This window comes from Anaerostipes hadrus ATCC 29173 = JCM 17467 (genome assembly GCF_030296915.1).
Classification (GTDB): Bacteria; Bacillota; Clostridia; order Lachnospirales; family Lachnospiraceae; genus Anaerostipes; species Anaerostipes hadrus.
This window is the reverse complement of the sequence record NZ_AP028031.1, coordinates 2149765-2174518: the sequence shown is the minus strand read 5'-3', so window position 1 is coordinate 2174518 and position 24754 is coordinate 2149765. Positions and strand designations below refer to the sequence as shown.

The 24754-nt window shown below is 37.7% G+C and carries 25 protein-coding genes; 22 read left to right on the top strand and 3 right to left on the bottom strand.

Going from position 1 to position 24754, the window contains the following annotated elements:
- Positions 1–90: 90 nt before the first annotated feature.
- Positions 91–888 (bottom strand): hypothetical protein, encoded by a 798-nt coding sequence (locus tag QUE18_RS10435; RefSeq protein WP_009203558.1) that lies wholly within the window; start codon positions 886–888, stop codon positions 91–93.
- Between the two features lie 244 nt (positions 889–1132).
- On the opposite strand from QUE18_RS10435, the gene QUE18_RS10430 reads away from it, so the two are divergent.
- The 10 genes from QUE18_RS10430 (at position 1133) to QUE18_RS10385 (ending at position 7660) form a co-directional block, all read left to right on the top strand.
- Complete coding sequence (locus tag QUE18_RS10430; protein WP_242852712.1) at positions 1133–2005, top strand: metallophosphoesterase; 873 nt, start codon at positions 1133–1135, stop codon at positions 2003–2005.
- A gap of 18 nt (positions 2006–2023) precedes the next feature.
- Positions 2024–2878 carry a hypothetical protein gene (locus QUE18_RS10425; protein ID WP_009203560.1) on the top strand — a complete coding sequence of 285 codons (855 nt, stop codon included), beginning with the start codon at positions 2024–2026 and terminating at the stop codon, positions 2876–2878.
- A gap of 14 nt (positions 2879–2892) precedes the next feature.
- Positions 2893–4131, top strand: a complete 1239-nt coding sequence (locus QUE18_RS10420) for a nucleotidyltransferase domain-containing protein (protein WP_009203561.1) — start codon at positions 2893–2895, stop codon at positions 4129–4131.
- Positions 4132–4159: 28 nt separating this feature from the next.
- Positions 4160–5035, top strand: coding sequence for a RelA/SpoT domain-containing protein (locus QUE18_RS10415; protein ID WP_008392645.1), 876 nt, complete (start codon positions 4160–4162; stop codon positions 5033–5035).
- 5 nt (positions 5036–5040) lie between these two features.
- Positions 5041–5292: a hypothetical protein gene (locus QUE18_RS10410; protein ID WP_008392647.1), complete on the top strand. Its 252-nt coding sequence runs from the start codon at positions 5041–5043 to the stop codon at positions 5290–5292.
- Positions 5289–5819, top strand: a complete 531-nt coding sequence (locus QUE18_RS10405) for a hypothetical protein (protein ID WP_009203562.1) — start codon at positions 5289–5291, stop codon at positions 5817–5819. Before QUE18_RS10410 ends, QUE18_RS10405 begins: the two co-directional genes overlap by 4 nt.
- A 14-nt stretch (positions 5820–5833) precedes the next feature.
- The gene (locus QUE18_RS10400; protein WP_009203563.1) at positions 5834–6217 is read left to right on the top strand and encodes a hypothetical protein; all 384 of its coding nucleotides are present in this window, start codon (positions 5834–5836) and stop codon (positions 6215–6217) included.
- Complete coding sequence (locus tag QUE18_RS10395; RefSeq protein WP_242852713.1) at positions 6147–6524, top strand: hypothetical protein; 378 nt, start codon at positions 6147–6149, stop codon at positions 6522–6524. The genes QUE18_RS10400 and QUE18_RS10395 overlap by 71 nt, the downstream gene beginning before the upstream one ends.
- A 310-nt stretch (positions 6525–6834) precedes the next feature.
- The gene (locus tag QUE18_RS10390) at positions 6835–6981 is read left to right on the top strand and encodes a hypothetical protein (RefSeq protein ID WP_242852714.1); all 147 of its coding nucleotides are present in this window, start codon (positions 6835–6837) and stop codon (positions 6979–6981) included.
- Between the two features lie 4 nt (positions 6982–6985).
- On the top strand, positions 6986–7660 hold the full coding sequence (locus QUE18_RS10385; protein WP_009203566.1) for a sugar-binding transcriptional regulator: 675 nt from the start codon (positions 6986–6988) through the stop codon (positions 7658–7660).
- Positions 7661–7756: 96 nt separating this feature from the next.
- Here QUE18_RS10385 and QUE18_RS10380 read toward each other — a convergent pair whose 3' ends face one another.
- Positions 7757–10270: a fibronectin type III domain-containing protein gene (locus QUE18_RS10380; RefSeq protein ID WP_009203567.1), complete on the bottom strand. Its 2514-nt coding sequence runs from the start codon at positions 10268–10270 to the stop codon at positions 7757–7759.
- Between the two features lie 267 nt (positions 10271–10537).
- On the bottom strand, positions 10538–11317 hold the full coding sequence (locus QUE18_RS10375) for a DUF6612 family protein (protein WP_242852715.1): 780 nt from the start codon (positions 11315–11317) through the stop codon (positions 10538–10540).
- A 105-nt stretch (positions 11318–11422) separates the two neighbouring features.
- On the opposite strand from QUE18_RS10375, the gene QUE18_RS10370 reads away from it, so the two are divergent.
- From QUE18_RS10370 to QUE18_RS10315, 12 genes are all read left to right on the top strand, one after another.
- Positions 11423–12352, top strand: a complete 930-nt coding sequence (locus tag QUE18_RS10370) for an alpha/beta hydrolase (protein WP_009203569.1) — start codon at positions 11423–11425, stop codon at positions 12350–12352.
- Between the two features lie 68 nt (positions 12353–12420).
- Entirely contained in the window at positions 12421–14835 is a 2415-nt protein-coding gene (locus tag QUE18_RS10365; RefSeq protein WP_009203570.1) for an ATP-binding protein, read from the top strand.
- Complete coding sequence (locus QUE18_RS10360) at positions 14832–15443, top strand: response regulator (protein WP_015530845.1); 612 nt, start codon at positions 14832–14834, stop codon at positions 15441–15443. Before QUE18_RS10365 ends, QUE18_RS10360 begins: the two co-directional genes overlap by 4 nt.
- A gap of 481 nt (positions 15444–15924) precedes the next feature.
- Positions 15925–17148: an NRAMP family divalent metal transporter gene (locus tag QUE18_RS10355; protein ID WP_008392665.1), complete on the top strand. Its 1224-nt coding sequence runs from the start codon at positions 15925–15927 to the stop codon at positions 17146–17148.
- Between the two features lie 76 nt (positions 17149–17224).
- Positions 17225–17953 carry a 5-oxoprolinase subunit PxpB gene (gene pxpB, locus QUE18_RS10350; protein ID WP_009204325.1) on the top strand — a complete coding sequence of 243 codons (729 nt, stop codon included), beginning with the start codon at positions 17225–17227 and terminating at the stop codon, positions 17951–17953.
- A gap of 3 nt (positions 17954–17956) precedes the next feature.
- Positions 17957–18961, top strand: a complete 1005-nt coding sequence (locus tag QUE18_RS10345) for a 5-oxoprolinase subunit C family protein (protein ID WP_008392667.1) — start codon at positions 17957–17959, stop codon at positions 18959–18961.
- Between the two features lie 17 nt (positions 18962–18978).
- Positions 18979–19410, top strand: a complete 432-nt coding sequence (gene accB / locus QUE18_RS10340) for an acetyl-CoA carboxylase biotin carboxyl carrier protein (protein WP_008392668.1) — start codon at positions 18979–18981, stop codon at positions 19408–19410.
- 12 nt (positions 19411–19422) lie between these two features.
- Positions 19423–20769 (top strand): acetyl-CoA carboxylase biotin carboxylase subunit, encoded by a 1347-nt coding sequence (accC, locus tag QUE18_RS10335; protein WP_008392669.1) that lies wholly within the window; start codon positions 19423–19425, stop codon positions 20767–20769.
- A gap of 36 nt (positions 20770–20805) precedes the next feature.
- Positions 20806–21561 (top strand): LamB/YcsF family protein, encoded by a 756-nt coding sequence (locus QUE18_RS10330; protein WP_009204324.1) that lies wholly within the window; start codon positions 20806–20808, stop codon positions 21559–21561.
- Positions 21562–21757: 196 nt separating this feature from the next.
- Positions 21758–23221 carry a UbiD family decarboxylase gene (locus tag QUE18_RS10325; protein ID WP_009204323.1) on the top strand — a complete coding sequence of 488 codons (1464 nt, stop codon included), beginning with the start codon at positions 21758–21760 and terminating at the stop codon, positions 23219–23221.
- Between the two features lie 37 nt (positions 23222–23258).
- Positions 23259–23828 (top strand): UbiX family flavin prenyltransferase, encoded by a 570-nt coding sequence (locus QUE18_RS10320; protein WP_008392672.1) that lies wholly within the window; start codon positions 23259–23261, stop codon positions 23826–23828.
- A 14-nt stretch (positions 23829–23842) separates the two neighbouring features.
- Positions 23843–24745: a ribokinase gene (locus tag QUE18_RS10315; protein WP_040344471.1), complete on the top strand. Its 903-nt coding sequence runs from the start codon at positions 23843–23845 to the stop codon at positions 24743–24745.
- Positions 24746–24754: the final 9 nt, after the last annotated feature.

Below are 24754 nucleotides of genomic sequence, written 5' to 3'. Positions count from 1 at the left end.
CTGTCAAAACTCCGTCAATGGAATTCGTGTTGCTCACAGGCTATCTTTCATTTTTTCTCTAAATACTCGACGACCTTCAACTCATACAACTTAAAATTTCCCTATGAATTGCACAACGCGTATCTTATCCAATACAAATATCGCTACATCCATAAACAAATGTGCCAACAGTGTACTAACGATCACGCCATTTGACTTTAATAAGAAATCAGAGGAAAATCCATACCAACAGATAAATCCAGAATAAGCGCCCATTAAAATCAGCAAAGGCAGGTATTTCACTACACTTTTCAAAGATTTCTTGATGTAATCAAGCGTTGAATCAAAATAGACAAAACGACCGATCGCTAGCATTACAAAATAAAAGATCAAAGAATCATAATTTGAATCGTTATAAATAAATTTTATGTACAACAAGATCAGAATGATATAAAAGGCAGAGATCAGTCGTACGGAGGCTTTTTGTTCGGATGAGATCGTTTTCAGATGAACAAAGATCCGGTCGAACCAGAATGTTAAAAATACAGAACATACTAAAAATACCATCAACAAAATATCTTGATATTTATTCCAGAAATAAGTCGCCTGAGGGATCCTTTCGTCGAGAACATAATAAAGAGAAAGGAAGATCAGTACGGAGGTGCTTGAAAATACCATTTCATAAAAGCTTTCGATCCAGCTGATAACTTTTGTTTTATGTGTTTGTTCAATTTGTGCAAGTTCAGCTTCTGTTGGATTTTCAATATTGATCTTATAATGTTTTTGAAGCTTTGCGGTAAGTAAAACGATGGCAAGGACAACAATCAGGCCGATCAAAGAAACAGCCATGAAGCTGCCGGCATTTTGTGCATTAAAATAATGTGTAACATAATATTGTGATTGTGACATATATAACCCCTTCTTTAAACTAAAATAATGACATGAAAATCAAATAATCTCACTAAACACATATTTTAACACCTTTTTATATAAATTCAATGGATACTATATTTCATCATAAAAACTTAAGAAAGTTTTTTGAACAACAGAAAGGCAGTGGATTTGTGTGAGAAATTTATCTATAGACTTGTGAGCAGAGACTGGACAATGTTATAATATAAATAGCACATTTTTTGAAAGTGGTGAGAGAAGATTGAAGAAATCAGTAAGGATCGTAGCAATGATATTTGCCATTTTTGCTATATTGATAGCGGTAGAAATTATCATATCTTATAAATGTCTGACTGTTACGGATTACAAGATTAAGTCTGATAAGATCAAGGAAACGACCAAGATCGTATTAATATCGGATCTTCATAATAGTCAGTTTGGAAGCAAGAATAAGCGCTTAGTGGATAAAATTCAAAAACAAGATCCAGATCTTATCTTGATGGATGGAGATATGTTGAATGAAGATGGGAAGAATGCACAGACAGCAGTAGAACTTATAAGTGCATTGAAAAAAACAGCACCAGTATATTACGCATTGGGGAATCATGAGATTGCGTATAGACAGCGCAGGGATAAGAATCTATATCAGAAGTTACAGAAAGCAGGTGCGAAGGTTGTAGAGAAAGAATATGAGGATATAAAGGTAAGAAGCAACAAGATCCGGATCGGAGGCCTTTATGAGTATGCATTTGCAGTAGATGGGGCTGGAAATATGGTTAAGAAAAGTATTCCGTCCAAAGTAAGAGATTTTTTGATGGATTATGAGAACACAGATGCATTTAAGATCATGTTGTCTCACAGACCAGATAGTTTTGTTTTTGGGCAGGCAGCAGATACATGGAAGATCGATCTGGTAGTCAGTGGGCATGTACATGGTGGACAGGTAAGAATTCCAGGTAAAGGAGGTCTTTACGGAGGAGATCAGGGATGGTTTCCTGAATATACGGATGGAATCCATCATTTTAAGACAGTGAATCATATGATTATTACAAGAGGACTTGGAAGTGATAAGGAAAAACTACCAAGATTTCACAATATTCCAGAGATTGTAGTGATCCGACTTGAAAAACGTTAGAACGAAGAGGGTGAGAGTATGAAGAAATATCAGATTGCAGATTTTATTTTTGGAATTCATATGGAAGAATCGTTAGAAATTCCAGAGAATTTTAAAAAATTTGTGATTGATACCGATGAAGAAGTACAAGTGGAATATTTCCTTGAGGTTGTGGATAAATTACCAGAGTTGGATGGGGAATGTGTATCACAAAGAATTGATCTGAAAGTATATAAGAAAGACAATTTGGAATACCGCCGGATGAATTTTATGGGAATGGAAGAATCCTACGGACAATATGAAGAAATTTCACAAGATCAGGTAAAATTGTACTTAAAACGGGAATTTGTGCATATGATAAATGTTGATACAGTCTTTGTATCTCTTTTTGCGATGGAAAAAAGAATGTTGGCAAAGGATGCGATGGTATTGCATTGTTCTGTACTCAAAGTGAAATCAGGAGTGATCTTATTTAGCGGACCAAGTGGAATTGGTAAGTCAACGCAGGCAGGATTGTGGACGAAGTATCGGAAGGCAAGAGTTATCAATGGTGATAGAACTTTATTAAAAAAAGAGAATGGCAGATGGATGTCTCTTGGATGGCCGATCTGTGGTTCTTCAGAGATCTGTTATAATGAAGCTTATCCTGTGAAAGCAGTCATTTTTCTTGGACAAGCAGAGGAGAATGATGGAAGGAGACTTCGTTATTTTGATGCGATCAAGGCAATGATCAGTCAGATCACAGTGAATGGATGGAATCCGCAGTTCGTGGAGAAAATATGGAATCTTACAGAAGATTTCGCGGCTCAGATCCCGGTGTTTGAGTATGGATGTAACATGGAAGAAGCGGCAGTAGATACTTTAGAGAATCTGCTTTTGGATATTTTAGAATAAAGGAGCATGTGAAGATGAACTTAACCAATGTATTTATAGATATATTAAGAAGTGCTATGACGCAGACTTCCTGTGATATGATAGAGGGACTTTCTACACAAGACTGGGAGAAAATCTATGATATTAGTCAGAAACAGCAACTGGCACCGATGATCTATCAGCAGATTTTTTCAAATGAATCATTTCAAAATAGTGATCCAGGGTTTCAGCAGTTCTGGAAGGGAGATACGATCGATCAGGCAGGAAATCAGGCAAGAAAAAGTATTCTGTTTTTGATGTTGTTTGATAAAATGCGCCAGAATGGATTGACCCCATTAATCGTGAAAGGAATTGTTTGCAGAGATCTATATCCGAATCCAGATCTTCGAACATCCAATGATGAAGATCTTTATATCCCAAGAGATCAGTTTGGGAAGATGGATGAATTTTTGCAGGCAGAGGGATTTATGAGAGAAGAACTGATCAAGGATAAAGTTTATCAGGAAGTTCCATATCAGAATCCAAGGAATGGATTATATTTTGAACTGCATATGGATCTGTTTCCTCAGGAATCCGGAGCGTATGGGCATTTTAATCAATTATTTGAAGATGCGTTTGATACTTGTATGGAAACAGATATTCAAGGGAGTAAAGTATTGACGCTGAATCCAAAACAGCATTTTTTATATCTTGTATGCCACAGTCTGAAACATTTTCTTCATAGTGGATTTGGAGTCAGACAGGCATGTGATCTATTATACTTTGCGAAGAAATACCACGATCAGTTAGACTTTCATGAGATCAGGAATATCATGAAAGAATATCATATGGATTCTTTTGCTATGAATGTATTGGATATTGGAGTCTGCTATCTTGGATTTACTTGGGAGGAGCTAGGACTTTCAAAACCGTCTGATGTAGAAATTGACTGCACAGCATTATTGGATGATATGTTAGATGGTGGTATTTTTGGACAAAATGATATGAATCGTGTACATAGTGCAAATATTACGTTGAATGCAGCAGAGAATGAATCAGTCAATGCAGCTTCCGGGATCCTGGCTTCTTTATTTCCAGAGAAGGAATATATCAAGACGAACTATCCATATTCAAGGAACTATCCGTTTTTACTGCCAGTGGCGTATTTACACAGGATATTTAAATACTTAACTCATCGTAACACAGATGCGATCAATACAGGAGAAAAAAGCAGTGCACAGATTGGGATGGAACGTGTCAAATTATTAGAGAAATATAAGATTGTAGAGAAATAAATATAAAAGTGAAAAGAGGTGATTCCTCATGCTGGATCAGGAGAAATTTTTTAACACATACAAAGTACAGGAAGCATTTGAGGATTCTGGACTTTCCTGGGATACGCTTGAGAAGATTTATGAGGATTATACGAGACGTTTACCAGAGATGAAAAAGATTGCAGATCGTTTACAGGATGAGATATCAAAAGTAATAGATTTTCATGTACATTCAATTCATAACCGATGTAAGGATCCAGAGCATTTGATTGAGAAGATCATACGGAAAGTTGGAGTTGAAAAACGTCAGAAATATAAAAATATTAATGAACGGAATTATCTGAGGATCGTGCGTGATCTTATGGGTATCCGAATTTTGATCTTATCAAAAGAAGAATGGCGTACGGTACATGATTTTTTGCTGAAAGTTGATGAAGATTCCAGATATGATATGCATATGGCGGAGATGCCAAGGGCTTATATCCGTTATGGGGATCGTGACATTTTTAATTATACGATTCATAAAGAATATACAGATAAGGGATATCGTTCACAGCATTATATTTTTAAATATGGGAATTATTATTTTGAAGTACAGGTACGAACGATCGCTGAAGAAGTATACGCAGAATTTGACCATTATGTAAAGTACCCATATCGTGAGAATAATCATTTTCTAAAGCGGTATACAAGTGTTGTGGCAGAATTGTTGAATTCTGTGGATGAGATCATTTCGACATGTTTTCAGTTTGGAGAAGCAGGCTGGCTTGACATTGAGAAATATTTTGCACAAGACAGCTACAGTGACTTGCAGAGAATGTCGAAAGAACCGCATAAGAGAGAACAAGAACAGATTCCAAGAGCCAATGACGGAGTGATCGATGCTCAAAGTTATATGAATCGGATGATCTTAAGAAAGGGATAAACCAGATGGAGAGATATGACGACGGATTCGCAGAAGAAAGACAACGGATCGAACGATTAGTAGAGGAGATCATTGCTGGAGAACATAAGATTGATAAACTGCCGAATTCTTCCGCAGGATTTAGTGGAGCTGCACAGGCAGAATATTTTTCGAAGGCAAGATATCATTTAGAATCGGATGTAAGTAATCTGATCGTGAATCATAAACAGCAACTGGATGAATTACAATTGTTAAAGATGATAAAGGGGCAAGAATGATAGAACACAATTTATTTGAGATGGAAAATTACAGAGAGCTGATTGATGAGGTCGGTGTCGATAAATTCCGTGAACGGTTTGAGGAACTGCAGAAGACAGCGATGGAATTTATTGAAATGGCAGGATTTTCTGAGACATCTTACTGCAATGAAAGAATTTTAATGCAGGTGATCCTTGATTATTTTATGGATGTGATGCGGTTAAAGGAATTTCATAGTATTGAGAGGATCCGCACAGAAAAGCTGTTTGCATACACGATTTCCTGGATCGTTCGGAGAAAACCAATTCAGTTTCGGGATTATTCCGAAGAAGAGAGAGATATTTTTATCAATGAACGTTTTGCTGCATATCTGCTTATCAATGAATGTCTGATGTGTGGAACGAAACATTTTGTACAGGAGGCTTATGCGGAAAAATTAGTAGAATATACAGAAATGCTGCTATATTATTTCAAATACCGTCAGTGCGATCCAAAGACATTAGAACTTTTGATCGAATCATTTAAGATGGGCGGACTTGTGCATTAGAAGGAAAGAAACATATGCTCGTAGCAGCAGAAAAAGTAAACCAGTGCCGTTTATATGATCTTGAAGGAAATCAGGAAGAAGTAATCTGGGAAGGACCGGGAGGAACCATGTCAATGGTTCAGGTCCCTGGTTCCGACGGACAGTTTTTAGCGACACATAAATTCTACTCTCCAAATGATTCTAAAGAAGCAAAGATCATCTTAGCTTACCCGGAAGACGGAGAATGGAAGGTAAGAACACTAGCAGAGCTTCCATTTGTGCATCGTTTTGATATTATTTCAAGAAATGGAGTAAACTATGTGATTGCATGTACTTTAAAATCAGGACATGAATACAAAGAAGACTGGAGAAGCCTCAGGAAAGATTCAGGTATGCGTTCTTCCAGAAGATTTAAGTAGTATTGATGAAGAACATCCATTAAAGTTTGAAGTATTAAAAGAAGGTTTGTTAAAGAACCATGGATACTGCAAAGCAGAAGTTGATGGAGTTTTAAGATCTTATGTTGCAGCAAATGAAGGTGTTTTTGAATGTATACCACCAGAATCAGAAGAAGGAACATGGGAAATCAAACAGATCTTAGATGAAGCAAGCAGTGATATGGCATTTGCAGACTTTGACAATGATGGTGAATTAGATATGAAAAAGATGCTGAATTCGTTCATGGAATCTGGGGTGGAGAGATCGCAGGAACTCAGGGTGTTTTAATTGGACACAGAAAAGGGGAGAGAAATCTGTTATTCTTCCGATGTACAGATCCTGAAAAATTAACATTTACAGCAGACCTTTTAGATAGTGATGTCGGACCAGTAAATGTACTTCATTATACGAATGATGGTGAAGATTATATCTTATCTGCAAACAGAGAAATTGATGAAATCGCATTGTATAAAGTGGAAAAATAACTACAACTGCAGGAAATCTGAGAATGATAATTAACAGATTGTGTACTGGACTGATATATAGCGATGCGGTATAATAAAAAGTGCTTTGGATAATGAATGGGAGGTGGAAAACAATGAAGGAATATGATTCACTTAGCGATAACGAAAAGCGCAACATGTTTGCCAGTGTTGCAAACCTCTATTATAATGCGGAAATGACTCAGAATCAGATTGCGGAACGTTTTTTTACCTCACGTTCTAAGATTTCAAGAATGAAATAATACGATGGTCCTTCAGAAATTGGGTGAAGTTGCAGCATACTATCTAGATAATCTGTTAAATGATAATATGATTCTTGGAATTTCATGGGGGAATACGATGTATCATACTGTCAAAGCGGTCAAGACAAGTAAGAATATCCCGATTACAGTCGTACCGATCATGGGAGCAGCCAATGTAAGGACTCCAGAGAGAGATTCCTTGGATCTTTCGAAAGAACTTGCCTATGCATATGGTGGAACGTATCACTACATTTATGCTCCGCTTTTTGTGAATTCGGAAGAAGTCAGGGACAGTCTTGAACAAGAGCCGAATATTAAAGGATGTTTAGAGCTTGCAAGGAATGCAGATATCATTCTAACCAGTGTTGGTTCTATCGTATATAAGAGTTGGAAATCTTATTTAAGTACCAGAGATTTATATAATCTTGAGAAGAAAGGTGCGATTGGACATATCGGAGGACATTTTTACGATATGGAAGGAAATGAAGTCATAACACCGTTTGTTAATAAGATGATCGGTCTTGGTATTGAGGATATCAAGAATACAGAAAATGTGATCTGCGTTGCAGGACTTGAGATGAAAGCAGAGGCGATTCTTGGAGCTGTGAGAGGCGGGTATATTAATACACTGATCACAGATGAAGAGGCAGCGAAGGCAGTGCTGGCATTATGTAAATAATATTTATATTAAGATGAGGGTGTCAAAAGTATTAATAAAAAAAGACTGTAAAATAAGTTTTTAGTTAGACTTATTTTACAGTCTTTTTTATTACAATTATTTAGCTTTTACACCTTTAGAACCAGACCAGTTAGAATAATAAGTTTTACCATCAGATTTCAATATTGTGCGGATTCTTACATAATATTTTTTCTTGGATTTTAGTTTTTTTATTGTTACACTTGTTTTTTTGTATCCAGAAACTTTCTTGATCTTACTCTTAGAAAAATTAGGTTTTTCACTGTACTGAACCTGATAACCAGAGATTCGTTTTGTTGGCATTTTGGTGGAAAGCTTTTTCCAACGGACAGTGAATGATTTTTTCTTAGCTTTTACAGATTTTAAGCTGCAGTTTTTAGGAAGAATCTGATAAGAAATCATTTTACTTCCCGTATAGTCACCACGGAAATTAATCTGAGCCTGATAGGTACCAACATTTTTTCCAGTTTTCTTATAAATGATCTCATAAGAAGAAGGAGAAAGCTTTTTGCCATTGCGATCTGTGATCGTGACAGATGGTTTTAGAACTTTTCCATTGTAGGTGTTTTTGGTAATTGTATAAACAGCAGGCTTTGCAATTGTCTGTATAAGCTGGCTGTCATTACAAATACTGCATCGTTTTATGATACTTCCATCCTGAGTTGGTGTAGCTTCGGTTCGTATATTTTTATAGTGATGAGATTCACATTTTTCAACATGAATCTTGATGACAGCGGTGGAAGCAAGCTTATCATTTGTCATAAAAATATCTGGTTTTGAAGCTGTTGCATAGCAGTTTTCGTCAATCACATATTCAAGGTAAATCGTTCCAGGTGCTGTTGCATTTAAACTCACTTTTCCAGTACGGTCTGTTGTGAGTGTTGCAATTTTTCCAGAAGTATCTTCATGACCAGTGGCATCGGTTAAGATCCAATGACCCCGATTCTGGTTAAATCCGATATAATCAGTACCAGCAGCATTGATTCCTTTTAGTTTGATATCAGAAACATTCATAGAGGTACCTGCGGGTAAGTTTTTATGATTTGTATTATCAGCAGTCTCAATCCGTGATAATGCGCGTGTAGAGATCAGACCGTCATAAGTAATGTTGATCGTCTTTAAATTAACACTGTAAGTAGCACCTGCGGATGACATAGGAATATACTGGGCAGTATTTGATAAAGCATAATGAAATGCCTGTTTTGTATCAGCATTTGAGGCAAAACTGCTCCATGTAACTCCACGGTTTGTATCTTTGATATTTAAGTTATCGGTAAGATAAGTTTTTAAATCTTCCCTGGCACTGATACTGCTGCTTCCAAAAGTACCTAAAGTTGCGGTTGCAGCATCAGCTTCATCATTGCTTGCATTGAGAACATGTTCTAATAACATCACTTTATAAGTAAGGATCACAGGACAGTTGTAAGTTGTCACTTCTTCGCTGTCAGAAGTGGTTCTCTTCATTTTGATCGCACTGTAAGCAGGAAGGGAAATGGATGATTTGTCTTCTTTTTTCTCTGTTTTGCTGACAGAATCTTCTTTGGACCAGCCTTTTTCTACGGTATTGGAATAATCAAATGTGTAATCCACAGAACCACTTGCAAAGGCTCCAAAGTTTACATTTGTTCCGACAGTTACGGAATGTCCCATTGTGTAAGAAGAACTTCCGCTGATATTACTTGTATGGGATACTGTATTTTCTGTACTTCCGGTATATTCAGCATTGGCACTCTGAGGAGTATCATTCGTAAAACTAGAAACAAAAGATTCGTTTTTATCAGAACCATCACTTCTTGTACGGATATAAGTAGTTCCAGTGTCTTCCTGAAGAACAGGGCTTACCTTGAAATCATAAAAGACAGCGATCAAGGCACTTCCATGTCCGCGTCGCCTGTTATCACCTTCAGATCTGTTCAGGCTCAAAATAGACCAAAAGACATCCTGCGTTGTATTATTTTCAAGAGACTTGAAGCTGTGAGTTGCACTTTTATCACTCCAATCCCAGCCTTTTTTATTGCTGCTGCTTGTATGCTGAGCCAGATAATATTCATATAATTTTTTACGGATATCTGTATTTGCATTACTAAGTGAATTACTATAATTAAAGCCGTTGCGATGAATATGCCATACATAACCGCCCTTATATTCATTATTGGATATTTTACCAGTGTTATTATATTCAGCGATCGTAGAATAACGCATAGCTTCCATTCTTGAGCTGTAATTGCTGGTACCAGACTGCGATTGACGATTTCGGTGAAGTATATAAGCGATGTCAAACCAGTCTTCTGCCGAAGTTGCATTTGGTGCACCAGATTTGGTGGAAGCATTTGTCTTTGTATGACTGCCACTAAGCATATCCTGATAAAATTTCAGCTTACTGGAGTTGAACGCATTCGATCTTACATTAAATGCGACAGAGTTTCCACTACATACTCCAGCAGATTCTTTTAAAGTTAAAGTATCAGGAACAGATGCAGGAGAAGCTGCCGATACATTAAATGCAGGGGAAATCCCGCTTAATAAAAATGATATGGAGAGAAAAGAAGAAAATATCCTCTTACCCCATAAGTTTTTCAGATTCTTTTTCATATATAAGACCTCCTTCACATAAAAATACCTTATTATCTCTGGTTTTATTTTATGAAAAAGATTGTTTGAGAAATAGTAACCGATAGTCACATGTTGATTTTGGAGTTTCGATGAAAAGACGTGACTCTAAGACACTATTTCATAAGGAAAAAAGATTATAAAATAAGATCATAAATAACAACGACGTAAGTATTATATTCAAAAGAATAAGATGCTTACGTCGTTTGTTTTAGGATTTTATCGGAATTTCCTATGCAATAAAATTTATTAATTTGAAATTTCCTGATAAGTATTCAGATCGTCAGGTAAGGTCACAGTCACAGATTTTCCAGGATTATGATAAGTCAGGTTCATTTTTAAAGTGATCGAACCTGTCTCATTGTCACCGCTTTCCATAACCATCTGGATGGATTCTTTCACAGGAAGATCTTTGTCATTCAATGTTTTTGTACCGGTCAAAGAAGAAACCTTAATAGAATTACTTCCACCAGTTACAGTTGTCATCTGGGAGGTAACATCTTTGACGTATTGATTCAATCCATCATTATTGATACTGTATTTAAGAATGGTATTTCCATCCTTTTCACTAAGTTTCAGATCTTTGTAATATTTTGCAGGCAAAGAAGTCTGACCTGTGGTTGACTGAATCTGTTTTTGAAGACCTGCGATATCCATTTTTATTTTCTGCTTTGTTCCATTGGTGTTCATGTAATAATAACCATCAGAATAATACATATTCATATCCATAGTCTGCCCAAGCATGTTTAAGGTAGAAGTCATAGACATTTTTAACTGATCTTTATCAACAGTCTGTAGTTTTGTGTCAAAATTCATCTTGATCGTAACGTTTGAGGATGAAGAAGCCTCACTATTTGCGATCTTATAAGAAGCTTCTCCACTGAAATCAGCATCTTTTAATTTGGAACTTTGTTTAAGACTTGATTTCAAAACTTCTTTCGCAGTACGTTTCTTCTGACAGCCGCTGATCGAAAAAAACAGCATACAGGAAAGAAGCAAAGCAGTCACTTTTTTTATTCTAATTTTCATAATGAATCCCTCCATGAAAGAGTTAATAGTTATTAAGTTTAGTTTACCATATAATCATAATTTTGTGTTAAACTAAAAATAAGAATAGGAACGGAGGTACTTGAAATGAAAAAAACAGTATACCTGACATCAAAACAAGATGGATTAAAGCTACATGTACTGCTTATGGAACCAGAACAATCTCCAAAGGGAATCGTACAGATCTGCCACGGTATGGCAGAACATAAAGAACGCTATGAGCCTTTTATGCAAATGTTGTGTAACAATGGCTATATCAGTGTGATCCATGATCACAGAGGTCATGGTAAGAGTGTCAAAGATGCGGTAGACCTTGGATATTTTTATGATGACAGTGGAAAAGCGATCATAGAAGATGCTCATCAGGTAACAACATGGATGAAAGAACGATATGGAGGAGAACTTCCATATCATTTGTTCGGACATAGTATGGGATCCTTGGTGGTTCGTTGTTATCTGAAAAAATATGATGATGAGCTGGACTCTCTGATCGTATGTGGAAGTCCAAGTGAAAATAAAGCAGCAAAGGCAGCAGGATTTCTTGCAAAAACTGCTTGTAAAATGGGAGCACACAAAAAAGGAAAGTTCTTCCAGAAGATGGCACTTGGCTTATATGGAAAGGCATTAGGAGAAGATGAATCCGAAAATGGCTGGATCAGTTATAACAAAGAAAATGTAAAAGCTTATGATGAAAATCCATTGGATGGATTCGTATTTAGTAATAATGGATTTTTAAATCTGTTTTTACTAATGGATGCAACTTACAACAAAAAAGGATGGCAGGTAAAACATCCGTCACTTCCGATCTTGTTTATCGCAGGAGCAGATGATCCATGCATTGGTTCAAAGAAACAGTATGCACAGGCAATGACAACTTTAAAAAAGCGAGGGTATAATCAGGTACGTGGAATGTTATTTTTAAATCGGAGACATGAGATCTTAAATGAAGATGATGTAGAGAAAGTTTATGATGCGGTATTGCATTTCTTAGAACAGCATTCCAAAAGAGATGACTGATAGTAACTAGGGAGATAAGAAAGAGCGTGATAAACTAGAAGCAAGATCATGAAAGGGGAGGAAAGTTCGTGGAAAAATGGTTTCGTCAGATATTGCAGGGAGAACATTCACTGTTTCGGTTATCTCTTCCATTTCGGGTAAGATTATTTAATGTGCTTGCATTAGTTGGTGGAATGATCAGTCTGATCAATGGGATTTCATCATATGCGAATAATCAGGATAGTGTGATTCTAGGATTGAATTTTGGGATTGCAGTGTTGTCTTTCGTGTTGTTGTTTTATGCATACAAAAGTGGCAGATATCAGTTTTGTTATGTTGTTACGATCATTACGATCTTTCTTGTGATGTTCCCATATTTATTTTTTAAATCCGGCGGTTACAAAGGAGGGATGGTTTCTTTTTATATTTTTGGAATCTTATTTACAGTCTTTATGTTGGAAGGAAAGGCAATGTTTTTTACAGCATTTACGGAAATGGTCGTATATATAGCAACGATCATGATCGCTTATCAAAATCCGCAGATGGTTGTATGGTTCTCCTCTGAAAAAGAAGTTGTGATGGATCTGTTGATAGGATTTTGTGCATCTAGTATTTCGGTGGCAGCAGTGATGTATCTGCATTTTCGGATGTACAACAAACAACAAGAGATCTTAGAAGAAGCAAGGATCGAAGCACAGTCAGCGAACAAGGCAAAGAGTGCATTTCTTGCTAATATGAGTCATGAGATCCGGACTCCGATCAATGTAATGCTTGGAATGAACGAGATGATTCTTAGAGAAAGTGAAACCAAAGAAATCCGTCAATATGCAAAAAGCATTGAACGTTCTGGAGGTTATCTGATCTCATTGATCAATAATATTTTGGATATTTCAAGGATCGAATCCGGAAAAATGGAGATTGAAGAAGGAAAATATGAACTCAGGCAGCTGCTTGATGAAGTGATGTTGATCGCAGAGAAACAGGCGGAACAAAAGTCATTAAAAATGAATCTGATATTTGATAAGACCTTGCCAGCGTATCTGATCGGTGATGTGATACATATCAAACAGATTCTTTTGAACCTGATCAATAATGCAGTAAAATACACTAAAGAAGGTCAGATTGATATTAAAGTCAGTAAAAATGAAGAAGAAACGAAGCTTATTTTCGAGGTAAAAGACACAGGAATCGGAATCAAAGAAGAAAATTTGCCCGTTTTGTTTGATGCATTTATGAGAGTAGACTCTAAGAAAAATAAGAAGATCAAAGGAACCGGATTAGGACTTGCGATCGCAAAACAGCTGGCAGAACAGATGGACGGTATGATCTGGGTAGAAAGTGTATACGGCAAAGGAAGCAGTTTTTTTGTGCAGCTTCCAATGAAGAAGGTATCTGATGGGAAGATTTCAAATGTTGAATGGAAGGAAACGGATGAACGAAAGAGAAGATCATTTGTTGCACCGCAGGCAAAGATTTTAATTGTAGATGATAATCCGGAAAATCTCATGGTGACAAGATCACTTCTGAAGCGTACAGCTGTGTTTGTGGATACAGCAGCCAGCGGAGAGGAATGTGTCCACAAAGTCAGGCAAAATATATATGATCTGATATTACTTGATTATATGATGCCGCAGATGGATGGGATCGATACGATCAGGGAATTAAAGAAAGATGTACAATTTCATATTCCAGTGATCGCTTTAACTGCTGATGTGACGAAAGGAATTGAACAGACATTTTTAAGAGAAGGATTTTGTGCGTATCTTTCAAAGCCGGTGATGTGGAGCAAATTAGAAGACCTGCTGATGAAATATTTGAGAGATGATCTTGTATTTATTCGTGAGGATCTGAAAGAAGAACAAAAGATCAAAGATGAAGAATTTAAGCAGCTGAAGGGGCAGCTAAAAGAAAATGATATAAAGATTGAAGAGGGGCTTAGACTTCTGGATGGAGACTTTATGCAGTATCGTAAACTGATGGAATTCTTTACGGAGTACCAGGAAGAATATATGAGACAGATGCAGCAGTTGATGACACAAAAGGAAGTAAAAGTCGATGAGATCACAAGGATGATGCACACCTTAAAGAGCAATGCAAAAGCGATAGGTGCGATTCATTTGTATGAGATCGCAAAAGAAATGGAAGATAGAGGGAAACAAAAGGATATGGAATACATCATGTCTGCATATAATCTGCTTAAATTGGAGTGGGGACGAGTATTTAAGGCATCACGGGAATTTATTGAACAGACGAAAAATGTTCTGTTTGATAAGAAAAAAGAGGAAGAAAAAGACAAGCAAAGTAAAGAAGAAATCAAAGAAAAATTAAAAATATTTATCACCAGATATCAGGCGAAAGAAGCGAAAGAACAGATTCAGTATTATCGAAAAGGCAAGATATCCGAGGAAGAAAGAAATATCTTGAAAGAGATGGAAATACGGATCGATCAGCTCGATTTTGATGAAGCAGAAATCCTTATGAAACGATGGGAGGGAATGGAATGAGAGAGAATCATATTTTGATCATAGATGATGATCTTATGCTTCTAAAGACAGCAGAAGAGATTTTATCTGACCAATATAATGTCAGTGTCGCAAAGAGTGGAATACAGGCATTAAATCTGTTAAATAAAAATATCATTCCAGATTTGATCTTATTAGACATTGATATGCCACAGATGGATGGATACGAAACATTAGAAGAAATCAAAAAAATCTCAGGATGTGAACTGATTCCAATCATATTTTTGACTGGATTTTCAGAAATGGATTATGAAGTAAGGGGCTTGAAAGCAGGGGCAGTTGATTATATCGTAAAGCCATTTGCAAAAGAAATCTTACTTGCCAGGGTTGAACGGCATTTGGAACGATATCAGCAGAGACAGCACAAAAAATCCATGGAATTATCAGATTATGCCAAGCAGATCAAAAGCCAGTTAACACCAACAGAATGGAAGATCGCAATAGCGATCGCAGAAGGAATGGAAAACAAGGAAATTGCAGAGTCTATGCATTATTCTTATGGGTACGTGAAAAATCTTGTGGCAAGGATCTTCTCAAAATTAGAGATTGAAAAACGACGGGAATTAAAAAAGCTAATGGTCAAGGAATAAATTTTAAGTTGTAGTTGGCTAACTGTAGATTTTGAGTATATGATAAAAAATAAATAAGCAACCGAAAGCACAACGGTGGAATTTTGCTCACATTTTGAACAAATCGCTGATCCGCCCAATTTCCTACGAGAACTCGCTCTGAAGTTTTGTTTCAGACAAAAGTCTTTGAAGCTCAGACACTCGTCCAATTGGGCTGCGAATTTGTTCAAAATATGGCAAAATTCCAATGCTGTGCTTTCGGTTGCTTATTTATTTTTTATCATATACCAGAAGTCTAGAGTGTGGACAATTACAAGATTGATAATTTAAGTAGTTGTGTATGTTGAACGTTATTTGTTTTCAATTTTTGTAGTGATAGACAGAAAGTTATAATATTCCACCAATAATTTCCGTCATTCAAATCAACGCTTTAAAGTTGCGTATCGTCAGAAATTTTGTTATAATTATTAATTATTACGAAAAGGAAAGGAAATTATTTACTATGAAGAAAGAGAATAACAAAAAAAGTGCAAGCGCTTTGATCGGTGCGGCATTTCTTATGGCAACTTCGGCAATTGGACCTGGATTTCTGACACAAACTGGTAAATTTACAGATAGTCTGCATGGAAGCTTTGGATTTGTAATTTTAATCTCCGTGATCTTAGCAGCGATCGTGCAGTTAAATGTATGGAGAGTTCTGTGCGTATCTGGAATGCGTGGACAGGATGTGGCGAATAAGGTACTTCCTGGACTTGGATATGTGATCGCATTTTTAGTTGTAGCAGGTGGTCTTGTATTTAATATCGGTAACGTTGGTGGAGGTGCTTTAGGTTTTAATACACTTCTTGGAATTCCTACTACTGTTGGATATTTTATTGCGGGAGCAATTGCGATCATCGTATTTTTATCAAAGAATGCATTAAATGCTATGGATAACCTTACAAAGATCCTTGGTGGGATCATGATCCTTGTCATCTTTATTGTGATCCTGATCGTACAGCCGCCAGTTGGTATGGCAGCAAAAGAAACAATCATGCCAACAGCATCTATGGGAGATATTTTCCCAGCGATCCTTACATTACTTGGAGGAACAGTCGGTGGATATATTACATTTGCAGGTGCACATCGTCTGATTGATTCAGGAATCACTGGAAAAGAGAACTTAAAAGAGATCAATAAGAGTTCTGTTATGGGAATGGGAATTGCAACGATCGTACGTATCTTCTTATTCCTTGCAGTTTTAGGAGTGGTTGTAGCAACAGCAACTTCACCAGCTCATACATTAGATGCAGCGAACCCAACAGCGGATGCATTTTTACAGGGAGCAGGACAGATCGGTTATAGATTCTTTGGACTTGTGATCTTATGCGCAGCGATCACATCCATCGTTGGATGTGCTTATACATCTGTGTCTTTCCTTAAGACATTCAGCAAAACGATTGAGAAGAATGAGAAATGGTTTATTGTAGGATTTATCGCGATCAGTACTGTATGTATGGCACTTGCTGGACAGCCAGCGGTATTATTAGTACTTGCAGGAGCATTAAATGGATTGATCTTACCGATCACATTAGGAGTTTGCCTGATCGCATCTCAGAAGAAATCTGTTATGGGAGAAGATTATCATCATCCAGTATTATTACTGGTTCTTGGAATCGTGGTAGTTGTTGTTTCAGGATATCTTGGAATTACATCATTAAGCAGCTTAAGTGCATTATTTGCATAAGCAAAATTGTCTGGATAAACAGATAAGTTTAAAACATAGAAGCACAGACTGACCGAAAGGAGTTATGTGAAAAAACATGGAAGAAGTAAAGATTAGTACTGCGGGAGATTCTGCCTTACTCATTGAATTTGGACAGGAAATTTCCCCAGAGATCAATGCAAGGATCACAGCCTTTGTACATCTTTTAAAAGCGCAGCGTATCGAAGGTGTGCAGGATATGATCCCGGCATTTACCAGTCTCTTGATCAATTATGACCCGAGGGTGGTAAATTACAAAACATTAACAAAACGTCTACAGAAGTTACTAAAACTGGATGTCAATGAAGAGACATCGACATCCAGAATTTTTGAAATCCCAGTATGTTATGGAGGAGAATACGGACCAGATATTGAAAATATCGCAAAAAATGCTGGTTTAACGGAAGAAGAGGTTATAAAGATTCATTCTTCCAAAGACTACTTGATCTACATGCTTGGATTTTTGCCAGGATTTTCATATCTTGGAGGACTTGATGAAAGAATTCATACACCAAGACTGGCGAACCCAAGAATCAGAATTCCGGCAGGAAGTGTTGGGATCGGTGGCTCTCAGACAGGAATTTATCCGCTTGATTCACCAGGAGGATGGCAGTTACTTGGTCTGACACCAGTAAAAACCTATGATCCAGAACGAGAGAATCCAATTCTTTTTGAAGCTGGAGATTATATCCGTTTTGTACCTGTTTCAGAAGAAGAGTATTTAAAGATCAAAGAACAGGTTGAAAATGGAACATATGAATGTATCATTCATACAAAGGAGGTGTAGATTATGGGAATTCGTGTATTAAAAGGCGGAATGATGACAACGGTGCAGGATCTTGGAAGAACAGGATACCAGAGTCAGGGATTTAGTGTATCCGGAGTTATGGATGTTCGTTCTTTTAAGATTGCAAATCTCCTGCTGGATAACCCGGAAAATGAAGCAGTTCTTGAATTTACCTTAATAGGACCAACACTTGAATTTACATCCGAGACGATCATTTCAATCACAGGTGGAGATTTCCGCCCGCAGATCAATGGAAAACCTGCCAAGATGTATACAGCAATTTATATGCATCGTGGAGATATTTTGACATTTGGCGGAGCAAGAACTGGAACAAGAGGATATATTGCATTTTCAAGTTATCTTGATGTGCCAGTAGTCATGGGAAGCCGTTCTACGAATATCAAATGTCAGATCGGTGGATATAAAGGCCGGAAACTAGAAGATGAAGATTATATTGCGTTCAGGGCAAAGCGAAGATATCTGCCATATTATTTATCAAGAAGTCTGGATCTTGATGAATTTGATCAGGAAAAGATAACATTAAGAGTTGTCATGGGACCTCAGGAAAAGATGTTTACAAAAGAGGGCCGAGAAACATTTTTAAATTCAGAATATACAGTAACAAGTGAATTTGACCGCATGGGATGCCGATTAGAAGGACCATTTATCGCATATAAGACGACTTCAGACATCATATCTGACGGAATCGCCTTTGGATCTGTTCAGGTACCAAGTCATGGAAAACCGATCATCTTATTAGCAGACCGCCAGACAACGGGTGGATATGCGAAGATCGCGACAGTTGTTTCTGTAGATATTCCGAAACTTGTTCAAAGAAAAACAGAACAAAAAGTAAGATTTCAGGCAGTATCCGTAGAAGAAGCCCAGAAGCTGTTAGCAGATGAGATGAAAGAGCTGAATGACTTCAGAAGCCAGATTTATACACCTTGTAAAGAAGTATTAGATTGCAGACTCGTTGCAAAACGAATCAGCACACTATTTAAATAGAAAAGGAGAATGAAACGGTGAATTTAGATAAAATTGAGAAATTAGTAAAGATCATCGAGAATTCCTCTATGCTTGATTTCAGCATTCAGGAAGGCGATGTAAAGATCAAAATGAGCAGAAGAGGAAGTGTTGGAGCGCCTGCTGCACCGATGTCAGTTTCCACACAGGGTGTTGATACAGTAGAAAGTATTGATTCCGAAGATGAATCATACATCACATCTCCGATCGTAGGTACCTTTTATTCGGCTCCATCCCCAGATGCCAAGGCATTTGTGAAGGTTGGAGACAGAGTCAAGGCAGGACAGACTGTATGTATCCTTGAGGCGATGAAATTAATGAATGAGATCGAAAGTGATTATGACTGTGAGATTGAAGCTGTCTTAGCAAGCAACGAACAGAAAGTTGAATATGGACAGCCATTATTTAAAGTAAAAAAACTTGAAGACTAAAGGAGGCATTGTATGTTTCGAAGTATATTGATCGCGAACCGTGGTGAGATCGCAGTGCGCATTATTCGTGCTTGTCGTAATATGGGGATCAAGAGTATCGCGGTTTATTCAAAAGAAGATAAAGACAGTCTTCATGTACAATTAGCAGATCGAAGAGTATGTATCGGAGAAGGACCTGCAAAAAACAGCTACTTAAACATGGAACGTATCATTTCTGCAGCAAAGAATACGGACGCAGATGCGATCCATCCAGGGTTTGGTTTCTTATCTGAGAATGCTGATTTCGTTCGCTTATGTAAAGAAAATGGTATTGCATTTATCGGACCGAGTGCAGAAGTCATTGACAGCATGGGAAATAAATCAAACGCAAGAAAAACAATGATGGAAGCAGGAGTTCCAGTTGTTCCAGGAACCAAAGAACCTGTCTATGATGCAGCTACAGGGGAGAAATTAGCAGATGAGATCGGTTATCCAGTTATGATAAAAGCATCTTCAGGTGGTGGTGGAAAAGGAATGCGAGTTTCCAGATCCAAAGAAGATTTTGAATTCAATTTCAATACTGCTCAGAGAGAATCTGCCAATGCATTTGGTGATGATACGATGTACATTGAGAAATTCATCGAGAATCCAAGACATGTGGAGATTCAGATCATGGCAGATGGACATGGGAATGTCGTAGCCTTGGGAGAACGTGATTGTTCTGTTCAGAGAAATCACCAGAAACTGATCGAAGAATCACCATCCCCAGCGATCACGGAAAAGATCAGAAAATCTATGAATCACGATGCGATCCTTGCAGCGAAAGCAGTAGGGTATACCAATGCTGGAACCATAGAATTTATCCTTGATCCAAAAGGAACCTATTATTTCATGGAAATGAACACACGTATTCAGGTAGAACATGGGGTCACAGAGATGGTTACGGGAACAGATCTGATCATTGAACAGATCCGAGTGGCTATGGGAATGGAATTAAGTTTTACACAGGAAGATGTGGAGATCAACGGACATGCAATCGAATGTCGTATCAATGCAGAGATTCCAGAGAAAAACTTTATGCCAAGTCCAGGTGTGATCAAACATTTGCATTTGCCAGCTGGAAATGGAGTTCGTGTAGATACCGCAATTTATACAGGGTACTGTATTCCATCCGAATACGATTCTATGATCGCAAAAGTTATCGTACACGCACCAGACCGTGATGCAGCATTACAGAAAATGAGATCAGCTCTTGATGAGATGGTGATATTAGGAATCAATACAAACCTTGATTTCCAGTATCAGCTGATGAATAACCGTGAATTCTGTGAAGGAAAAGCGGATACAGGATTTATCGAGAGACTCTTGAAATTAGATTAAATTCGATAAAACGGAAGAAATGGAGGTATAAATTAAATGTACCAGATAGATTTAAATAGTGACCTTGGAGAAAGTTTTGGACGTTACACGATCGGGAATGATGATAAGATCATTCCATTGATCACATCAGCGAATGTTGCATGTGGTTATCATGCATCCGATCCAGTGGTTATGATGGAGACGATCCAGAGAGCAAAAGAAGCCGGGATCGCAGTTGGAGCTCATCCTGGACTTCCAGATCTGATGGGATTTGGACGAAGAAGCATGGCGGTTTCCAACGAAGAAGCGAAAGCATATACACTATACCAGATCAGTGCGATAGGTGGAATGTGTAAAGCGGCCGGAGTGAAATTACAGCATGTAAAACCACATGGAGCATTATATAATATGGCGGCTAAGGATTATGATCTGTCTAAAGCAATCTGTGAAGCAATTTATGAATATGATAAAGACCTGATCGTTATGGGATTATCTGGAAGCGAGATGATCAAAGCAGCAAAAGACTGTGGATTAAAGTCAGCCAGTGAAGTATTTGCAGACAGAGCTTATGAAGAAGATGGAACACTGGTGAATCGAAGAAAACCAGGAGCTATGATCGAAGATGAAGATGAAGCGATCAACCGAGTTATTCGTATGATAAAAGAAGGAAAAGTGACTTCGATCACTGGAAAAGATATTGATATTAAGGCAGACTCAGTATGCGTTCACGGAGATGGAGAGAAAGCATTATTATTTGTGGAGAAGATCCGTAAGACATTCGGTGAGAATGAGATAGAAATCTGTCATTTATAATGGAGATATTTTTAAGATAATGAAGAAATGGTAGATGGATCTAGAGATGAATTCATCTGCCATTTTTTCATTTCATAGCAATTTGTGACTCTATTGATGCCATGTCATTGAACTGTTGTTATCGAAAAGCAGTACTTGAACATTGGGATTATGTTGTTGGAAATGAGAAAGAGAAGTATAAGAAAGAAGGAGACAAATGCAAGATAAAGTAAGAGATTTAAGAAGTGCATTAAAACGCTTGAAACAAATGGAAGGGCAGTACATAGAAACTGATGTAGAAGTTGATCCAATGGCAGAACTTGCGGGAGTTTACCGCTATGTAGGTGCAGGTGGAACTGTAAAGCGCCCGACAAAAGAAGGTCCAGCGATGGTATTTAATAATGTCAAAGGACATAAAGATGCCAGAGTAGCCATCGGTGTATTAGCAAGCAGAAAGCATGTGGCAGCGCTCTTGGACTGTAAACCAGAAGAATTAGGAAAGAAACTTTATCATAGCGTAGATAATCCGATAGCACCAGTGGAATATCAGGGAGATGCACCATGTCAGCAGGTTGTTCATAAAGTGGAAGATCCAGACTTTAATTTGTATGATCTGGTACCAGCACCAACCAACACACCAGATGATGCAGGCCCATATATTACATTGGGTATGTGCTATGCAACGCACCCAGACACAGGAGTTCATGATGTAACCATCCACAGATTATGCATTCAGGGAAAAGATGAACTTTCTATTTTCTTCACTCCTGGAGCAAGACACATCGGAGCAATGGCAGAACGTGCAGAAGAATTAGGACAGAAACTTCCAATTTCAATCAGTATCGGAGTGGATCCGGCGATCGAGATCGGTTCTTGTTTCGAGGCACCAACAACACCTCTGGGATACGATGAATTATCTGTAGCAGGTGCATTGAGAAATGAACCAGTAGAGCTTTGTAAATGCTTAACAGTTAACGAAATGGCAATTGCAAATGCCGAATATGTCATCGAAGGGGAAGTGATTCCAAATGTCCGAGTACAGGAAGACCAGAACAGCCACACAGGCTATGCAATGCCAGAATTTCCAGGATACACAGGACCTGCAAGTTCACAGTGCTGGCTGATCAAAGTCAAAGCGGTAACACACAGAGAAAATCCGATCATGCAGACATGTATCGGGCCAAGTGAAGAACATGTATCCATGGCTGGAATCCCAACAGAAGCAAGTATTTATGGAATGGTAGAAAAAGCGATGCCGGGACGTCTTCAGAATGTATACTGCGGCTCCGCAGGCGGTGGAAAATACATGGCAGTCTTACAGTTTAAGAAACGAGAAGCCAGCGATGAAGGAAGACAAAGACAGGCAGCACTTCTTGCATTTTCAGCATTCAGTGAACTGAAACATGTATTTTTGGTAGACGAAGACGTCGACTGTTTCGATATGAATGATGTATTATGGGCAATGAATACAAGATTCCAGGGAGATGCAGATATCATCACGATTCCAGGGGTAAGATGTCATCCACTGGATCCATCAAACGATCCAACATGTTCTTCAAGTATCAGAGATCATGGGATTGCATGCAAGACAATCTTTGACTGTACTGTTCCATATGATCAGAAAGAGCGATTCAAGAGAGCAAGATTTATGGAAGTTGATCCGGAACACTGGTTATCATAAAATACAGAATATAAATAGGAAAAGGAAATTTATTTGAATGAAGAAACGACTGATCATAGGAGCAACAGGGGCAAGTGGAATTCCAATCTTGATCCAGTGTCTAAAATTGGTGCAAGAGCAGAAGGATTTTGAATCTTATTTGGTTATGACAGATAGTGCCAAACTGACCTTGGAACATGAAACAAAAATGAAGGTGGAAGAGGTTGAAAAACTTGCTGATCATGTTCTGGATTCAAGAGAGATCGGTGCAGGACCAGCCAGTGGATCATTTCAGACGGAAGGGATGCTCATTGTCCCATGTAGTATGAAGACAATTGCAGGAATTCACAGTGGATATGCAGACAATCTGATACTTCGTGCAGCGGATGTAACGATCAAAGAGCAACGGCCATTGGTGCTTGCAGCAAGAGAGACACCACTGAGTGCGATTCATCTTAGAAATCTTCAGGAATTGGCAATGATTCCGAATGTGCGGATTATTCCACCAATGATGACTTTTTATCATATGCCAGAGAGCATAGAAGAAATGATGTATCATATTGCAGCAAAACTATTAGAACCATTTGGGATAGAAGCAAAAGAATATCGAAGATGGAGCGGATTGTAGAAAGAGAGGTTTCTATGAAAATATTATCATTTGGATCATTAAATATTGACTATGTATATAAAGTTTCTCATTTTGTGAAAAAAGGAGAAACATTGTCTGCAGAAGAGTTGAACGTATATACAGGCGGAAAAGGATTAAACCAGTCCATTGCACTTTCACGTGCAGGAATGGAAACATATCATGCAGGAGCGATTGGCATGGATGGACTATTTTTGTTAGATCAATTAAAAGAAGCAGGAGTAAATACAGATCTTGTTAAGATCCTTGAAGACGTAAGAACAGGAAATGCGATCATACAAAATGATGAAGAGGGCGATAACTGTATTATTCTATTTGGAGGAGCTAATCAGGCAATCAGTAAGGAACAAGTAGATGAAGTCTTTGAACATTTTAAAAACGAAGATTATTTACTGATCCAAAATGAGATCAATGAACTTCCATATATCGTAAAGAAAGCAAAAGAAATTGGAATGAAGATCATTTTAAATCCATCTCCAATGAATGAGAAGATAAAAGAACTTCCACTAGATCAGATCAACTATTTTCTTTTAAATGAAATAGAAGCAATGCAGATTCTTGATATGGAAGAACCAAAAGAAATTGATGGGAAATATATTAGTGGTCTGTTACATCAGAAATTCCCAGAAGCAACCATCGTATTAACTTTAGGAAGTGAAGGATCTGTATGTATATCTGGTGATGAATATGTGGAACAGTCAATTTATAAGGTAAAGATAGTCGATACAACGGCAGCAGGAGATACCTACACCGGATATTTTATTGCAGGTATCTTAAATGGAAAAATGATCAAAGAAGCAATGGATACCGCATCCAAAGCATCAGCAATTGCAGTAAGCAGACAAGGGGCAGCCCCATCCATTCCATGTCTGGAAGAAGTAGAAGAATATAAAAATTAGAAGAAATGA

Excerpts from the sequence above, each read along its gene's own strand:
- QUE18_RS10435 (WP_009203558.1), bottom strand. The coding sequence starts at position 888 with ATGTCACAATCACAATATTATGTTACACATTATTTTAATGCACAAAAT.
- QUE18_RS10425 (WP_009203560.1), top strand. The coding sequence starts at position 2,024 with ATGAAGAAATATCAGATTGCAGATTTTATTTTTGGAATTCATATGGAA.
- QUE18_RS10420 (WP_009203561.1), top strand. The coding sequence starts at position 2,893 with ATGAACTTAACCAATGTATTTATAGATATATTAAGAAGTGCTATGACG.
- QUE18_RS10415 (WP_008392645.1), top strand. The coding sequence starts at position 4,160 with ATGCTGGATCAGGAGAAATTTTTTAACACATACAAAGTACAGGAAGCA.
- QUE18_RS10410 (WP_008392647.1), top strand. The coding sequence starts at position 5,041 with ATGGAGAGATATGACGACGGATTCGCAGAAGAAAGACAACGGATCGAA.
- QUE18_RS10405 (WP_009203562.1), top strand. The coding sequence starts at position 5,289 with ATGATAGAACACAATTTATTTGAGATGGAAAATTACAGAGAGCTGATT.
- QUE18_RS10400 (WP_009203563.1), top strand. The coding sequence starts at position 5,834 with ATGCTCGTAGCAGCAGAAAAAGTAAACCAGTGCCGTTTATATGATCTT.
- QUE18_RS10395 (WP_242852713.1), top strand. The coding sequence starts at position 6,147 with ATGAATACAAAGAAGACTGGAGAAGCCTCAGGAAAGATTCAGGTATGC.
- QUE18_RS10390 (WP_242852714.1), top strand. The coding sequence starts at position 6,835 with ATGAAGGAATATGATTCACTTAGCGATAACGAAAAGCGCAACATGTTT.
- QUE18_RS10385 (WP_009203566.1), top strand. The coding sequence starts at position 6,986 with ATGGTCCTTCAGAAATTGGGTGAAGTTGCAGCATACTATCTAGATAAT.
- QUE18_RS10380 (WP_009203567.1), bottom strand. The coding sequence starts at position 10,270 with ATGAAAAAGAATCTGAAAAACTTATGGGGTAAGAGGATATTTTCTTCT.
- QUE18_RS10375 (WP_242852715.1), bottom strand. The coding sequence starts at position 11,317 with ATGAAAATTAGAATAAAAAAAGTGACTGCTTTGCTTCTTTCCTGTATG.
- QUE18_RS10370 (WP_009203569.1), top strand. The coding sequence starts at position 11,423 with ATGAAAAAAACAGTATACCTGACATCAAAACAAGATGGATTAAAGCTA.
- QUE18_RS10360 (WP_015530845.1), top strand. The coding sequence starts at position 14,832 with ATGAGAGAGAATCATATTTTGATCATAGATGATGATCTTATGCTTCTA.
- QUE18_RS10355 (WP_008392665.1), top strand. The coding sequence starts at position 15,925 with ATGAAGAAAGAGAATAACAAAAAAAGTGCAAGCGCTTTGATCGGTGCG.
- pxpB (WP_009204325.1), top strand. The coding sequence starts at position 17,225 with ATGGAAGAAGTAAAGATTAGTACTGCGGGAGATTCTGCCTTACTCATT.
- QUE18_RS10345 (WP_008392667.1), top strand. The coding sequence starts at position 17,957 with ATGGGAATTCGTGTATTAAAAGGCGGAATGATGACAACGGTGCAGGAT.
- accC (WP_008392669.1), top strand. The coding sequence starts at position 19,423 with ATGTTTCGAAGTATATTGATCGCGAACCGTGGTGAGATCGCAGTGCGC.
- QUE18_RS10330 (WP_009204324.1), top strand. The coding sequence starts at position 20,806 with ATGTACCAGATAGATTTAAATAGTGACCTTGGAGAAAGTTTTGGACGT.
- QUE18_RS10325 (WP_009204323.1), top strand. The coding sequence starts at position 21,758 with ATGCAAGATAAAGTAAGAGATTTAAGAAGTGCATTAAAACGCTTGAAA.
- QUE18_RS10320 (WP_008392672.1), top strand. The coding sequence starts at position 23,259 with ATGAAGAAACGACTGATCATAGGAGCAACAGGGGCAAGTGGAATTCCA.
- QUE18_RS10315 (WP_040344471.1), top strand. The coding sequence starts at position 23,843 with ATGAAAATATTATCATTTGGATCATTAAATATTGACTATGTATATAAA.